We start from the raw sequence: 12,712 nt of genomic DNA on the forward strand, positions 1-12,712 counted from the left end.
TTTCGGCCGCTGCTCTCGCGGCGACTCCGGAACTGTACGGGGCCGGACCCGCCCCAAGCAAATCGTCCCGCCCCACACCCGTGGGACGGGACGATTCGTCGCTCGGCACCGCGTCAGGCGCGGCCCATCTCCTCCGCGATCGCCGCCGCGAAGGCGTCGATGTCGGCCTCGGTGGTGTCGAAGGACGCCATCCAGCGGACCTCGCCGGTCTGCTCGTTCCAGAAGTAGAAGCGGTAGCGCTTCTGCAGGCGCTCGCTCACCTCGCGCGGGAGGATCGCGAACACGGCGTTGGCCTGGACCGGGCGGACCACGGTGACGCCCTCGATGCCCTTGACCGCCGCCTCCAGCCGGCTCGCCATCGCGTTGGCGTGGCCGGCGTTGCGCAGCCAGAGGTCGCCGGTCAGCAGCGCCTCGAACTGGACGGAGACGAAGCGCATCTTCGAGGCGAGCTGCATCGAGGTCTTGCGCAGGTACTTGATGTTGCGCACCCGCTCCGGGTTGAGCACGACCACGCACTCACCGAACAGCAGGCCGTTCTTCGTGCCGCCGAAGGACAGCACGTCCACGCCCACGTCGGTGGTGAAGGCGCGCAGCGGCACGCCCAGCGAGGCGGCGGCGTTGGCGAGGCGCGAGCCGTCCACGTGGACCAGCATGCCGTGCTGGTGCGCGTGGTCGACGATCGCGCGGATCTCCTCGACCGTGTAGAGGGTGCCCAGCTCGGTGCTCTGGGTGATGGAGACCACGAGCGGCTGCGCACGGTGCTCGTCGCCCCAGCCCCACGCCTGCTGGTCCATGAGCTCGGGGGTGAGCTTGCCGTCGGGGGTGGCGACGGTGAGCAGCTTGATGCCGCCCATCTTCTCCGGCGCGCCGCCCTCGTCGACGTTGATGTGGGCGGTCTCGGCCGCGACCACCGCGCCCCAGCGCGGCAGCAGGGCCTGCAGGGCGACCACGTTGGCGCCGGTGCCGTTGAAGACGGGGTACGCCTCCGCCTTCTCGCCGAAGTGCTTGCGGAAGACGTCCTGCAGGTGCGCGGTGTAGTCGTCCTCGCCGTACGCGACCTGGTGGCCGCCGTTGGCGAGGGCTATCGCGGCGAGGAGCTCCGGGTGCACGCCGGCGTAGTTGTCGCTGGCGAAGCCGCGGACGGCGGGGTCGTGCCGCCGCACCGCGTCGGTGCCGGAGGTGAGGTCGGTCATCGGGCTGTCAGCCACAGGTGCTGTCCGTTCAGTTCTGCTGCGGGGCGGTCCCAGAGGCCCGCCAGGGTGTCGGCGAGGTCGGCGGTGTCGGTGAAGCCGGCGAACTTGGCCTCCGGCTTCTCGGCCCGCATCTCGGGACTGACCAGCGCCTTGATCACCAGGATCGCAGCTGCGGCGGTGGGCTCGCCGTCCTCCGCGGTTGTCTCCTTCTTGAAGGAGTCGGCCATCGAGAGGGTCCAGGCCTCACTGGCGGCCTTGGCCGCGGCGTAGGCGGCGCCGCCCGCGGTCGGCTTGTGGGCCGAGGAGGCGGAGACGATCGCGTACCGGCCGGCCTCGCTGCGGACGAGGGCGGGCTGGAAGGCCAGCGAGGTGTGCTGGAGGGTGCGGACGACGGTGTCGTGCAGGAAGTCCCAGTCGTCGATGCGGGTGTCGAAGAAGGTCTTGCTGCCGCGCCAGCCGCCGACGAGGTGGAAGACGCCGTCGACGTGCCCGTGCTCGGCCTCCAGGTGGTCGGCCCAGTCGTGGACCTCCTGGGGGTCGAGCAGGTCGATGACCTGCCCGGTGACCTTGGCTCCGGGGACGACGGTGCGGACGGCGTTCAGGGCCGCGTCCAGCCGCTGCTGGTCGATGTCGGCTCCGATGACGGTGGCGCCGTCCGCCGCGAGGCGGCGCATGACGGCCTGGCCGGCCGGGCCGCTGGCTCCGGCGACGGCGATCACCTTTCCGGCGAGGCGGCTCACGCGGCCACCCCCTGGATGCCGGCGCCGGTGATGCCGGTGGTGGCGGCGATGACGCCGCCGAGCTTCTTGGAGAGGGCCTCGTAGAACATGCTCAGCGGGAACTCGTCCGGGTGGACGGCGTCGCACAGGGCCTTGTTGAGCGCCTTGCCGTCGGCCACGTCGAGCGGCAGCGCGTCGGGGCCCTTCGCCCAGGTGGAGGCGGGGTGCGGGGTGAGGTAGCGGGACACCAGCTCGTAGGCGGCGATCCAGTGCGCGGTCTTCGGGCGGTCGATGCCGTCGCGGTAGAGGGTCTCGATCTCGCCGCAGAGCGCGTTGGTGACGTCGGCGACGCGGTCCCAGTCGATGCTGAGGCGGTTGTCGCGCCAGCGCAGCGCGTCGTGCTTGTGCAGGTAGGCGAAGAGCAGCTGGCCGCCCATGCCGTCGTAGTTGCGGACGCGGTCGCCGCTGACCGGGAAGCGGAACATCCGGTCGAAAAGGATCGCGTACTGCACGTCGCGGCCCTGGGTGTAGCCCTCGGCCTGCAGCTTCACGGCCTCCTTGAAGGCGGTGAGGTCGCAGCGGAGCTCTTCGAGGCCGTACATCCAGAACGGGCTGCGCTGCTTGATCATGAAGGGGTCGAACGGCAGGTCGCCGTGGCTGTGGGTGCGGTCGTGCACGAGGTCCCACAGGACGAAGGTCTGCTGCGCGCGCTCCTGGTCCTCCAGGAGGCCCTCGGCGTCGGCCGGGATCTCCAGGCCGAGCTGGCGGACGGCGCTGGTGGAGACGGCGCGGAAGCGGGCGGCCTCGCGGTCGCAGAAGATGCCGCCCCAGGTGAAGCGCTCGGGGGCCTTGCGGACGGCGACGGTCTCGGGGAAGAGCACCGCGGAGTTGGTGTCGTAGCCGGCCGTGAAGTCGGTGAAGGTGATCGGCACGAACATCGGGTTGTCGAAGCGGGTGCGCTCCAGCTCGGCCAGCCAGTCGGGCCACACCACGCGCAGCAGGACCGCTTCGAGGTTGCGGTCCGGGTTGCCGTTCTGGGTGTACATCGGGAAGACCACGAGGTGCTCAAGGCCGTCCTCGCGCTGCTCCGCGGGCTGGAAGGCGAGCAGCGAGTCCAGGAAGTCGGGCTCGCGGTAGCCGGTCTCGCCCCACTTGGCGAGGTCGCTGTCGACGGCGGCGAGGTACGCGGCGTCGTGCGGGAACAGCGGGGCGAGCTCCTGGACGGCCTCGCGGACGGTGGCGACCAGCGGGTCGACCGTGTGCCGCTGGACGGCGGCCAGGTCGATGGAGCCGTCCTTGGACTGCAGGGGGCGCAGTGCCTCGACGGCCTCCTTCAGGCGGAGCCAGGCCGGGTGGCCGGCGTGGTCGGAGGTCTGAGCGTCGGCCGCCACAGCGAGCCTTGGCGAAAGATTCTGCATCGTGGACTCACTTCGACAGGAGTTTCTTCAACAAGGACACCATAAGTTCGAAAGGTTCTTCTGTTCAAGGGGGGTCCGACCGCCGGATCTCCCGATCATGGGCCCTCGGGCCGGAGGATCCGCCGTTCCGGGGCCCGGCGGGCGGTGCCGGTCACGCATCGCCTCCCCGCCGCTTCCCCGTCCGCCGACGCTTCCCTGCCCACCGACGCTTCCCTGCTGTCCGCTTCCCTGCTCTCCGCCGGTACGCCCTCCTCGTCCGCTGAACGCCTCCCTCCCCTACGCCGACGATCCCGCGGCTGCGCGGGGGCCGCCACCGGGCGGGGCGGGTGGTGCGGGAGGAAGCCGGTCGGGCGTCCGGGTCGGAGGGGGCGGACCTGCCGCCGGGCACCACGCCGGTCACCACCGCGCGCCCCCGTACGCGCCCTGCCCTGGACGGTCGCGATCGGTGATCGTGGACGGTGGACCGGTGGGCGCCGGTCGTGAGGGGACGCCGATGCACGGACCGGTCCTGGTCAACTGGCTGCTGGCCGCGCTCTCCGCGGCCACCGGCGCGTACTGCCTCGGCCGGCTGCGCCGACGCACCCCCTGCCACCGGACCTCTCCCCCGCCGGCCGCTCCCGAGTCGGCCGCTCCCGAGTCGGCCGGGCCGCCGACCGCGGCGCACGCGGACGAGCCGGACGCCGCCGAGGCGCTGATGGCCCTGGGCATGGCGGCGATGGCCGCGGCCGGACCGGCGGTGCCGCCGCTGGTGTGGGCCTGGCTGTTCGGCCTGCCGGCCGCGGTGTTCCTCGTCGGGGCCCTCGGGGCCCTCGGTGCGCCCGCCCGCCGGGCGCACCGGCTGCACCATGCGATCGGCGGGCTGGCGATGACGTACATGGCGCTGGTGATGGCCGCCGCACCGACCGGGCACGCGCTGCACGCGGCCGGGGCCGGCGGCGGGGGCGGGGTGCCGCCGGTGACCGGGGCGCTGCTCCTCTACTTCGGGGCGTATTCGCTGTGGACCGGCAGCCGGCTGTTCAGCTCTCCGGTCGGCGGTCCGCCCGGGACTCGCACGGCCGGCGCCCTCACATCCGCCGGCGTCGCGACCGCAGGACTGCCGAGGGCCTGTCGACTGGCCATGGGGATCGGCATGTTCGCCATGCTCCTGACGACCTGAGACCCACCCGGACGGCGCGCGCGTCACCGGGAGCCCCGACCCGGGCGGGGTCGTGTCCGGCCCCGGACGGCAGCCCCGGGCGGCAGCCCCGGGCGCCCGGGGGCAACGCTCCGCGTGGCGTTGGTCACTGGTGGCCGTAACCCGTTCCCCGGGCCCGGGGATGCGCATAGGTTGGCAGGGAGCGCGCTGTCGCGCTCCGTGCGTACTCGGGGAGCCCATGCCATGACGGCCCTGCTCGGCCTGCTGCTGCTCGGACTGCTGCTTTCCACCGTGGCGCCCCGGCTGCTGGCCCGGGCCCGATGGGCGGAGCGGGAACCCGTGCTGGCGCTGCTGGCGTGGCAGTGCCTGGTGGTGGCCGTCCTGCTGTGCTGCCTGCTGAGCCTGCTGCTCGCCGCCTCGGCCGCGCTGCCGCCGGTACGGGAGTGGCTGTTCGCGGGCGCGCCGCACGGGGTGGAGGCCGCGTACGGCCTGCAGGACGCCGAGGGCTGGGGCCGGCTGTGCGCGGCGGTGCTGGCGGCCGGCGGGGTGCAGACGCTGCTGGCGCTGACCCGGGAGGTCCGGTCGGCGAAGGCGCTGCGCAACCGGCGGCACGCGCAACTGTCCAAGCGGGCGCCGGAGTTGCCGGGCGAGATCGGGGCGGCTCGGGGGCGCAGGGAACAGCTGGTGGTGCTGGAGAACGTCCGGCCGGAGGCCTGGTCGCTGCCGGGCGCCAACTCCCGCCTGGTGGTCACCACGGGCGCCCTGCAGCAGCTGACCGACCGTGAGCTGGCGGCGGTGCTGAGCCACGAGCGCGGGCACGTCCGGGCCCGGCACCACTGGCTGTCGCAGTGCGCGCAGGCGCTGGCCTCCGGCTTCCCCGGGGTCCAGGTGTTCAGTGCCTTCCGGGACCAGGTCGGCGAACTGGTGGAGCTGGCGGCGGACGACCGGGCGGCGCGCCGGCACGGGCGGCACACCACGGCCCTGGCGCTGGCCGAGATCAATCTGCACCGCGGTGTGTTCGGCTCCTGCCCGCCCGGCCTGGCCCAGTCCCCGAAGCGGGTGGACCGGCTGCTGGCGGGGCGGCCGCGACTGCCCGTGGTGCACCGGCTGCGGCTGACCGTCGCCGCGCTCGGGGCGCCCGCCGCGGCGGTGCTCCTGGCGGCGGCCCCGGGGCTCTCCGTCCTGGTCTGACCCGTTCCGGGGCCTCGCCGCCCCAACCGGCGGCCGGCAGCGAGGCCCGGCGCGACGGCCCCGGGGCCCGACCTGGCCGGAGATCGCCGCCGAGGCCCGGCCCCCGACGCCCCTGGGCCCCGCCCCGGCCGGGATCCGGCCCCGGGGCCCGCCGGGCCCGACCCCCGCGACCGGAGGGCACCCGACGCAGCGGCGCCGGACGTGCGGTCAGACCGCGTCGGCCGCCCGCTCGGCCCGCTCGGCCTTCAGCCGTTCCGTGCCGGCGTCGCAGCCGCCCTGGAGAGGTGCGCCGAGGGTGAGCGCCAGGACCTCGCGGTGCAGCGGGCGGGCCTCGGCGTAGCGGCGGCAGCCGTCCTCGGTCAGCGCGACCTGGATGCCCCGGCGGTCGTTCGGGCACATCGCCCGCGTGACGAGTCCGGCCTTCTCCAGCCGGCCGATGAGCCGGGAGAGCGCGCTCTGGCTCAGGTGCACGGTGTCGGACAGCTCCTGGACGCGCAGGGTGTGGCCCGCGTCGCGTTCCTCGACCAGGCGTTCCAGCACCTCGAACTCGCTCATGCCCAGGCCGTGCTTCTCGCCGAGCTCGCGGTCGAGCAGGCAGGCGGTGGCGGCATGACGGGCCAGCAGGTCGCGCCAGGCGGCGACCAGGTCCGCATCCGCGGAGGAGTCGAGTTCAGCCACGGCGCCAGCGTACCACATGCACCAGCAATTAATGCGTTCACATTAAATCCACTTGCATTGAATGCACGTGCATGTAGCCTCTTGACCCATGACCACCGCGACCGTCAATCGATCTGACGATTCATCAACCAGCGGGCTGCGCTGGACTCCCCGCCTCTGGGGCACCCTCGTCGTGCTCTGCGCCGCGATGTTCCTGGACGCCCTGGACGTCTCCATGGTGGGCGTCGCCCTGCCCTCCATCGGCTCCGAACTGAACCTCTCCACCTCCGCCCTGCAGTGGGTGGTCAGCGGCTACGTCCTCGGCTACGGCGGCCTGCTGCTCCTCGGCGGACGCGCGGCCGACCTGCTCGGCCGGCGCCGGGTCTTCCTGGTCGCGCTCGCCGTCTTCGCGGGCGCCTCGCTGCTCGGCGGCCTGGTCGACAACGGCGCCCTGCTGATCGCCACCCGGTTCCTCAAGGGCGTGAGCGCCGCCTTCACCGCGCCCGCCGGCCTGTCGATCATCACCACGACCTTCGCCGAGGGCCCGGCCCGCAACCGCGCCCTGTCGATCTACACCACCTGCGGCGCCAGCGGCTTCTCGCTCGGCCTGGTCCTCAGCGGCCTGCTCACCTCGGCCGGCTGGCGCTGGACCTTCCTGATGCCCGTCCCGGTCGCCCTGATCGCCCTCGCCTTCGCGATCAAGCTGCTCCCCCGCCCGGCCGAGGAGCGCACCGCCGGCGGGTACGACGTGGCCGGCGCCATCACCGGCACGCTCTCCGTCCTGCTGCTGGTCTTCACCGTCACCGAGGCCGAGGGCGCCGGCTGGCTGAGCCTGCGCACCCTGGGTTCGCTGGCCGTGGTCGTCGCGCTGCTCGTCGCCTTCCTGGTGATCGAGAGCCGCACCGCGCACCCGCTGGTCCGCCTCGGCATCTTCCGCAACGGCGGGGTGGCCCGCGCCAACCTGATCGCCTTCACGCTGATGGGCTCGTACGCGGGCTTCCAGTTCATCGCCACCCTCTACCTGCAGCGGCTGCTCGGCTGGTCCGCCCTGGAGATGGCGCTCGCCCTGCTGCCCGCCGGTGCACTGGTGGCACTGTCGGCGACCAGGATGGGCGCGATCGTGGACCGCTTCGGCACCGCCCGGCTGCTCCCGATCGGCGTGCTCTCGCTGGCCCTCGGCTACCTCCTCTTCCTGCGGCTGGACGCGCACAGCTCCTACGTCGCCCTGGTCCTGCCCAGCATGATCCTGCTCGGCATCGGCTTCGCGCTGGCCTTCCCGTCGGTGAACATCGCCGCCACCGACGGCGTGCACGACGACGAGCAGGGCCTGGCGTCCGGGCTGGTCAACACCGCGCTGCAGGTCGGCGGGGCGATCGTGCTGGCGGTCGTGACCGCCGTGATCACCGCGGGCAGCGCCGGCGGCGAGAGCGCCCAGGCCCAGCTGGACGGCTACCGGCCCGCGCTGCTGGTGGTGACCGGGGTCGCCGTGCTGGGTGTCGCGGTGGCCGCGGTCGGCCTGCTGCTCGACCGGCGCAAGCCGACAACTCCGGTGTCGGTTCCGGACTATGATTACCCGTCAATGGACCGGAGCACGGCGGAGGCCGAGGTTCTGACCAAGCGCTGACCGACCTGCCGGGCGTCGCACACCCGCCCGTGCCGGTCCCGGTGCCCGCCCGGCACCGACGACCCCTCGCCGTCGGGCGGGCGCCGGTTCCACCAAACCCCCGTGTTGGTGGAACCGGCGCTTCCGTACGAGCCTGCCCGCCGTGGCCGTGACCTGCGGCGACGGCGGTCCGGCCGCTCGCCCCGCCAGTATATTGGCCGGGAGCCAACGAACGTACGGAGCAGACACGATGGCACCTCGCGGGGAATCGGTCAATGAGGAAATGCGTCAACGCTCCCGGCGGCGCATCATGCGGGCCACCGTCGAACTCGTCGACCAGCACGGCTACGCCGGCACCACCCTCGGCGACATCGCCGCCCGGGCCGGACTCGCCCGCGGGCTGCTCTCCTACTACTTCGACGGCAAGCGGCTGCTGATGCAGTCGGCCACCCACCGGATGATGCACCTGGAGCTCGCCGCGGCGCTCGGCGGGCTGACCGCGGACGCCACCCCGGAGGCCCGGCTGGCGCGCGCCATCGACGCGGTGCTCGGGATGGCGGTGGAGCACCCCCGGGTGATGCGCTCGCACCTGGCGCTGATCCTCGACCCCGACGCCGGCGCCTTCGTCCAGGACCCCGAGCAGCAGCAGCTCGGCGCGATCCTCCAGGGGCTGCTGAACGACTGGGGCGCGCCCGATCCGGTCGCCGAGCACGCGGTCCTGCGCAGTGCGCTGATGGGCGGCTGCATCGGGCTGCTGCTGCCGGGCGCGGAACTGCCGCTGGCGCCGATCCGGGCGGACCTCTTCGGCCGCTACGGGCTCGCCTGGGAGCTGGGCCGGCCGCCGCAGCCGCACCCGCCGGAGCGCGAACGGCCGCCGGCCCGGGCGTCCTGAGGACGGACCGGGCCGGCGGGCCCGCGGCGGCGGTCCGTGAGGACCGGGAGACCCGGGTCAGCGCTCCTTGAGGATCGAGGCGAGCAGGTCGATGGTCCGCTCGGGCGTCAGGCTGTCGACGCAGAGCCGCTCCATGACCTGGATGTAGGCGTCCACGTCGTCGCGCTTGTCGAGGTAGAGCGCGCTGGTGAGCTGCTCCAGGTAGACGACGTCGGCGAGGTCCTGCTCGGGGAAGCGCAGGATGGTGAAGGCCCCGGACTCCCCCGCGTGCGCGCCGAAGCGGAACGGCATCACCTGGACGACCACGTTGGCCTGCTCGGCGACGTCGATCAGGTACTGGACCTGGCCGCGCATCACGTCGGGGCCGCCGACCGGCCGGCGCAGCGCCGCCTCGTCGATGACGGCCCACAGCCGCGGGCTGGAGCCGTCGGTCAGCAGCTTCTGGCGGCGCTGGCGCAGGCTGACCCGGCGCTCGATCTCCTCGTCGCTGATGACCGGCCGAGACTGTCCGAAAACCGCCCGGGCGTACTCCTCGGACTGCAGCAGTCCGGGGATGAACTGGACCTCGTAGGTGCGGATGAGTGCGGCGGCCTCCTCCAGGCCGACGTAGGTCTGGAACCAGCCCGGCAGGATGTCGTTGTAACTGTGCCACCAGCCGGACTTGTTGGCCTCGCGGACCAGCCCGAGCATGGCCTCGCGCTCGTCGCCGTCGTCGACGCCGTAGAGACTGAGGAGGTCGGCGACGTCGCGCTCCTTGAAGCTGACGCGGCCGAGCTCCATCCGACTGATCTTGGACTCCGAGGCGCGGATGGCGTACCCGGCGTCCTCACGGGTGATGCCGCGGGCTTCGCGGAGCCGGCGCAGCTGGGAACCGAGGAGGATCCGGCGGACCATCGAGCCGCCGCCCGGCTGAACTGTGGTCATGCGGTCGAAACCTCCACCTAGGGCAAACAGCGCACAGTCTGCCATCAGTTGAGCGCTGACGGTGCCGATACTGACGGATGTTCCTATCAGTTCTGCACTTCGCACGCCAGGATGCACGTGCATCCGGCGCTTGCATATGCCAATAGTGCGACTGCACGTGAATCGACTCTTGCATCTGCAGTGAGCGCAGAGGACCATGGTGCACGTGCACCTGCACATCCCTGGCAATCCCGCGGGCTCCGCGTCGACCCCATGCGCGATTCCGTGCACCAGCCCGGCAGCGCCCCCGGCGCCACCGGGCGTTCGTGTGCGCGCGTACCGGGTCGAGGGGGCGGCCGAGCGGCCTAGCGAGTCGGAGGTGACCGGCATGACCCCGGCGGGTCCAGCCGTGTCCGCCCCCTTATGGGAGGAGCTCTTCATGAGCACCGGTACGGCTTTGGCGGTCGACCCCCATGTGGTCACCTGTACGCTCGCTCCTCGCTATGAAGCCGTCAGAACCGCGCGCGACTTCGCCAGGACCGCTCTCCAGCGCTGGGGGCTGGGCGAGCTGTTCGACGACGTCGCGCTGGTGGCCTCGGAGCTGGTGACCAATGCGCTTCGGCACGCGATCGGCGCACGCCCCGACCAACCGGGCGCCGACTTCCCCGTCCAACCGCTGCCGGACGGCCGGCTGCCGATCCGAATAAGCCTGGTGCACCGCTCCCCGCAGGTGGTCTGCGCGGTCAGCGACCCCAGCAGCACCGGGCCGGTGGCCCGGGAGGCGGACTTCGTCGCCGAGTCGGGCCGCGGGCTCCACCTGGTGGACTCCTTCAGTCGCTCCTGGGGCTGGCACCCGCTCTCCGGCGGCAAGGTGGTCTGGGCGCTCTTCGAGTCGGAGTACGCGGCGGGGGCCGGGTTCCTGCCGGGCGGAGCGGTACCGGGTGATCCCGGCGGACGGCACCGGCGTTCGGCCTAGGTGCGGACCGGGAGGCGCGTTGCTCGGGCAGCGCAGTCGCGCCGACTCCCCGGACGACCAGGGCACGGACCGAAGGAACACGGACCGCCGGCGCACGGCCTGCCGTATCGCGGACCGGCCGGACATGGGCCGTCGACCCACGGCCCGTCGGAGCACGGACCGCCGCCGGCACGCGGCCGGCGGGGGCGCGGCAGCCCCGTACGACCGCGGCAGCGGCGGCGGGGGCGGCCGGACAGCAGACAAAGGCCGTCGCGGTGTCGGTACCCACGACGGCCCCCCGATGACCCCCGGCAGCGGGGGTGACGGGCGTTCAGACCGCCAGGTGGTCGAACTCCCCGTCCTTGGCCCCCAGCAGCAGGGCCGCTATCTCGGCCCGGGTGTAGATGAGCGCCGGACCGTCCGGGTAGCGCGAGTTGCGCATCGCGACGTCCCCGCCGGGCAGCGCGGCGAACTCGACGCAGTTGCCCTGGGAGTTGCTGTGCAGGCTCTTCTGCCAGACCACGCCGTCGAGGTCCGCAGCCGCCATTCCGTTGTACGCCGGCCCGCGGAACGCGCGGCGGGGGTCGTACGAGTCCTGCGTGTCGTGCATAGAAGTCTCCCGAAGAGCTCCGGAGTGGTCGTCCAGCTCGGCGCCCCGGCCCTCAGCCGAACGAAGGGGCCGGCCCCGTACCGGCCCGGCACAACGCCTCACTTGACGCGATGATAGCCGTTGTGCACGTGCATCAGCACGGGACGGTGCAGGTGCACGAGGCTTTTCGCAGCCGAATCGGAACCCGCCGCCGACCTGAACAGATCCGGACAAAAACGACTGAATCGGCGAACCGGCGACAACCGTCCGTAGGCGTCCCCCCGCTGAATGTTGATCTTCGAGCGCCGGGAGTCGACCGTTCGTGACAATCCGTCAGCCGACGCCGAACCTGTGAGACATGTCACTCGGCGCGGCTGCAACGCGCGGACCCGTTCGGCACGTCTCACACAGAGTGGGTGCTCGCGAGGGCATTGAGAAGGATATGTCCGGATTCCGGACGCTCCGACCCTCCGGGTTCGGCAGCCGACTGCAGGCAGGGCGGCCTGATGTCCTACGATCTCCGCCATGAGCACCGCAGCCATCCCGGGCGCGCCACTGCCCGTACGCACCCCCGGCTCCCGTGCGCGGGGGCGCCACCGCCGTCCCGAGCGCCCCGAGATCCCGGCCGGTTCCCCGGCCCTGCTGCTCGCTGTGCCCGCCGCCGCCGGACCGGAGTCCCGCCCCGTCGTCGACGAGCTGCTGTCGATCGTCCGCAGCGAGCAGAACGGCGTCGAGACCGCCGCCGGCTACCTGGCCGGCCCCGAGGGCACGGAGAGCGGCGAGCGCACCGTCGCCGAACTGCTGGACCACGCCGCCCAGGCCGGCCTGCCGGTCCCGGTGATCGTCCCGCTGGTCACCGGACCGCACGGCTTCCTGGCCGACCTGCACGCGCTGGCCGCCACGTACGGGGCCACCGTCACCGACGTGCTCGGCCCGCACCCGCTGCTGGCCGAGGCCGTGCACGTGCGCCTCTCCGAGGCCAACCTGGCCCGCGCCGACCGCGCCCGCCTGTTCGCCATCGCCACCGCCGCCGACGGCGTGGTCCTCACCACCGTCGGCGGTGAGGACGCCGCCGCCGCGGCCGGCATCACCGGCGTGCTGCTGGCCGCCCGCCTCGCCGTGCCGGTGGTCGCCGCCGCACTCGACGTGCCCGGCTCGGTGGCCGCCGCCGTCCAGCACCTCAAGGACACCGGCTCGCTGCGCCCCGCGCTGGCCCCGCTTGTGATCGGCCCCGAGGCCGACTCCGAGCTGCTGGCCGCCGCCGCCGAGGAGACCGGCTGCCCGAGCGCCGCCCCGCTCGGCACGTACCAGACGGTGGGCCAGCTGGTGGCCTCCACCTACCTGGCCGCGCTGCCGCCCCAGCCCGTCCTCACCGAGGAGGAGGCCGAGGCCGCCGCCGCCGAGGCCGCCGAGGGCCCGGCCGAGCAGTAACCCTCCCGCAGCACGCCCGAAGGGCC

12 protein-coding genes are annotated in these 12,712 nt (G+C 73.0%); 6 read left to right on the forward strand and 6 right to left on the reverse strand.

Annotated features, from left to right (window positions below; all coding sequences use genetic code 11):
- Window positions 1–113: 113 nt before the first annotated feature.
- From ACWGB8_RS26050 to ACWGB8_RS26060, 3 genes are read right to left on the reverse strand one after another with little or no spacing between them, the layout of a single operon-like run.
- Entirely contained in the window at window positions 114–1,193 is a 1,080-nt protein-coding gene (locus tag ACWGB8_RS26050) for a threonine aldolase family protein (RefSeq protein WP_452216042.1), read from the reverse strand.
- The gene (locus ACWGB8_RS26055) at window positions 1,190–1,933 is read right to left on the reverse strand and encodes an SDR family NAD(P)-dependent oxidoreductase (RefSeq protein WP_452216019.1); all 744 of its coding nucleotides are present in this window, start codon (window positions 1,931–1,933) and stop codon (window positions 1,190–1,192) included. The genes ACWGB8_RS26050 and ACWGB8_RS26055 overlap by 4 nt, the downstream gene beginning before the upstream one ends.
- Complete coding sequence (locus ACWGB8_RS26060) at window positions 1,930–3,330, reverse strand: DUF6421 family protein (protein WP_452216020.1); 1,401 nt, start codon at window positions 3,328–3,330, stop codon at window positions 1,930–1,932. Before ACWGB8_RS26060 ends, ACWGB8_RS26055 begins: the two co-directional genes overlap by 4 nt.
- A 493-nt stretch (window positions 3,331–3,823) precedes the next feature.
- Here ACWGB8_RS26060 and ACWGB8_RS26065 point away from each other — a divergent pair, with 493 nt between their 5' ends.
- Both ACWGB8_RS26065 and ACWGB8_RS26070 read left to right on the forward strand, forming a co-directional pair.
- The gene (locus ACWGB8_RS26065) at window positions 3,824–4,486 is read left to right on the forward strand and encodes a DUF5134 domain-containing protein (RefSeq protein WP_452216021.1); all 663 of its coding nucleotides are present in this window, start codon (window positions 3,824–3,826) and stop codon (window positions 4,484–4,486) included.
- A gap of 222 nt (window positions 4,487–4,708) precedes the next feature.
- Entirely contained in the window at window positions 4,709–5,656 is a 948-nt protein-coding gene (locus ACWGB8_RS26070; RefSeq protein ID WP_452216022.1) for a M56 family metallopeptidase, read from the forward strand.
- A 207-nt stretch (window positions 5,657–5,863) separates the two neighbouring features.
- Here ACWGB8_RS26070 and ACWGB8_RS26075 read toward each other — a convergent pair whose 3' ends face one another.
- Window positions 5,864–6,334, reverse strand: a complete 471-nt coding sequence (locus ACWGB8_RS26075) for a MarR family winged helix-turn-helix transcriptional regulator (protein ID WP_452216023.1) — start codon at window positions 6,332–6,334, stop codon at window positions 5,864–5,866.
- 88 nt (window positions 6,335–6,422) lie between these two features.
- On the opposite strand from ACWGB8_RS26075, the gene ACWGB8_RS26080 reads away from it, so the two are divergent.
- Together ACWGB8_RS26080 and ACWGB8_RS26085 are read left to right on the forward strand one after the other, a co-directional pair.
- Window positions 6,423–7,937 (forward strand): MFS transporter, encoded by a 1,515-nt coding sequence (locus ACWGB8_RS26080; RefSeq protein WP_452216024.1) that lies wholly within the window; start codon window positions 6,423–6,425, stop codon window positions 7,935–7,937.
- A 262-nt stretch (window positions 7,938–8,199) separates the two neighbouring features.
- A complete protein-coding gene (locus tag ACWGB8_RS26085) occupies window positions 8,200–8,808 on the forward strand; it encodes a TetR/AcrR family transcriptional regulator (protein ID WP_452216025.1) in 609 nt (202 codons plus the stop codon).
- 57 nt (window positions 8,809–8,865) lie between these two features.
- On the opposite strand, the gene ACWGB8_RS26090 is transcribed toward ACWGB8_RS26085, so the two are convergent.
- Window positions 8,866–9,732: a helix-turn-helix domain-containing protein gene (locus ACWGB8_RS26090; RefSeq protein WP_452216026.1), complete on the reverse strand. Its 867-nt coding sequence runs from the start codon at window positions 9,730–9,732 to the stop codon at window positions 8,866–8,868.
- A gap of 418 nt (window positions 9,733–10,150) precedes the next feature.
- Between ACWGB8_RS26090 and ACWGB8_RS26095 the strand changes: the two genes are divergently transcribed.
- A complete protein-coding gene (locus tag ACWGB8_RS26095; protein ID WP_452216027.1) occupies window positions 10,151–10,687 on the forward strand; it encodes an ATP-binding protein in 537 nt (178 codons plus the stop codon).
- Between the two features lie 310 nt (window positions 10,688–10,997).
- Here ACWGB8_RS26095 and ACWGB8_RS26100 read toward each other — a convergent pair whose 3' ends face one another.
- Window positions 10,998–11,276: a DUF397 domain-containing protein gene (locus ACWGB8_RS26100; RefSeq protein WP_452216028.1), complete on the reverse strand. Its 279-nt coding sequence runs from the start codon at window positions 11,274–11,276 to the stop codon at window positions 10,998–11,000.
- Window positions 11,277–11,780: 504 nt separating this feature from the next.
- Between ACWGB8_RS26100 and ACWGB8_RS26105 the strand changes: the two genes are divergently transcribed.
- Window positions 11,781–12,686 (forward strand): hypothetical protein, encoded by a 906-nt coding sequence (locus ACWGB8_RS26105; protein WP_452216029.1) that lies wholly within the window; start codon window positions 11,781–11,783, stop codon window positions 12,684–12,686.
- Window positions 12,687–12,712 lie beyond the last annotated feature (26 nt).

It is taken from the genome of Kitasatospora sp. NPDC054939 (genome assembly GCF_053610105.1).

Excerpts from the sequence above, each read along its gene's own strand:
- ACWGB8_RS26050 (WP_452216042.1), bottom strand. The coding sequence starts at position 1,193 with ATGACCGACCTCACCTCCGGCACCGACGCGGTGCGGCGGCACGACCCC.
- ACWGB8_RS26060 (WP_452216020.1), bottom strand. The coding sequence starts at position 3,330 with ATGCAGAATCTTTCGCCAAGGCTCGCTGTGGCGGCCGACGCTCAGACC.
- ACWGB8_RS26065 (WP_452216021.1), top strand. The coding sequence starts at position 3,824 with ATGCACGGACCGGTCCTGGTCAACTGGCTGCTGGCCGCGCTCTCCGCG.
- ACWGB8_RS26070 (WP_452216022.1), top strand. The coding sequence starts at position 4,709 with ATGACGGCCCTGCTCGGCCTGCTGCTGCTCGGACTGCTGCTTTCCACC.
- ACWGB8_RS26080 (WP_452216024.1), top strand. The coding sequence starts at position 6,423 with ATGACCACCGCGACCGTCAATCGATCTGACGATTCATCAACCAGCGGG.
- ACWGB8_RS26085 (WP_452216025.1), top strand. The coding sequence starts at position 8,200 with ATGCGTCAACGCTCCCGGCGGCGCATCATGCGGGCCACCGTCGAACTC.
- ACWGB8_RS26090 (WP_452216026.1), bottom strand. The coding sequence starts at position 9,732 with ATGACCACAGTTCAGCCGGGCGGCGGCTCGATGGTCCGCCGGATCCTC.
- ACWGB8_RS26095 (WP_452216027.1), top strand. The coding sequence starts at position 10,151 with ATGAGCACCGGTACGGCTTTGGCGGTCGACCCCCATGTGGTCACCTGT.
- ACWGB8_RS26100 (WP_452216028.1), bottom strand. The coding sequence starts at position 11,276 with ATGCACGACACGCAGGACTCGTACGACCCCCGCCGCGCGTTCCGCGGG.
- ACWGB8_RS26105 (WP_452216029.1), top strand. The coding sequence starts at position 11,781 with ATGAGCACCGCAGCCATCCCGGGCGCGCCACTGCCCGTACGCACCCCC.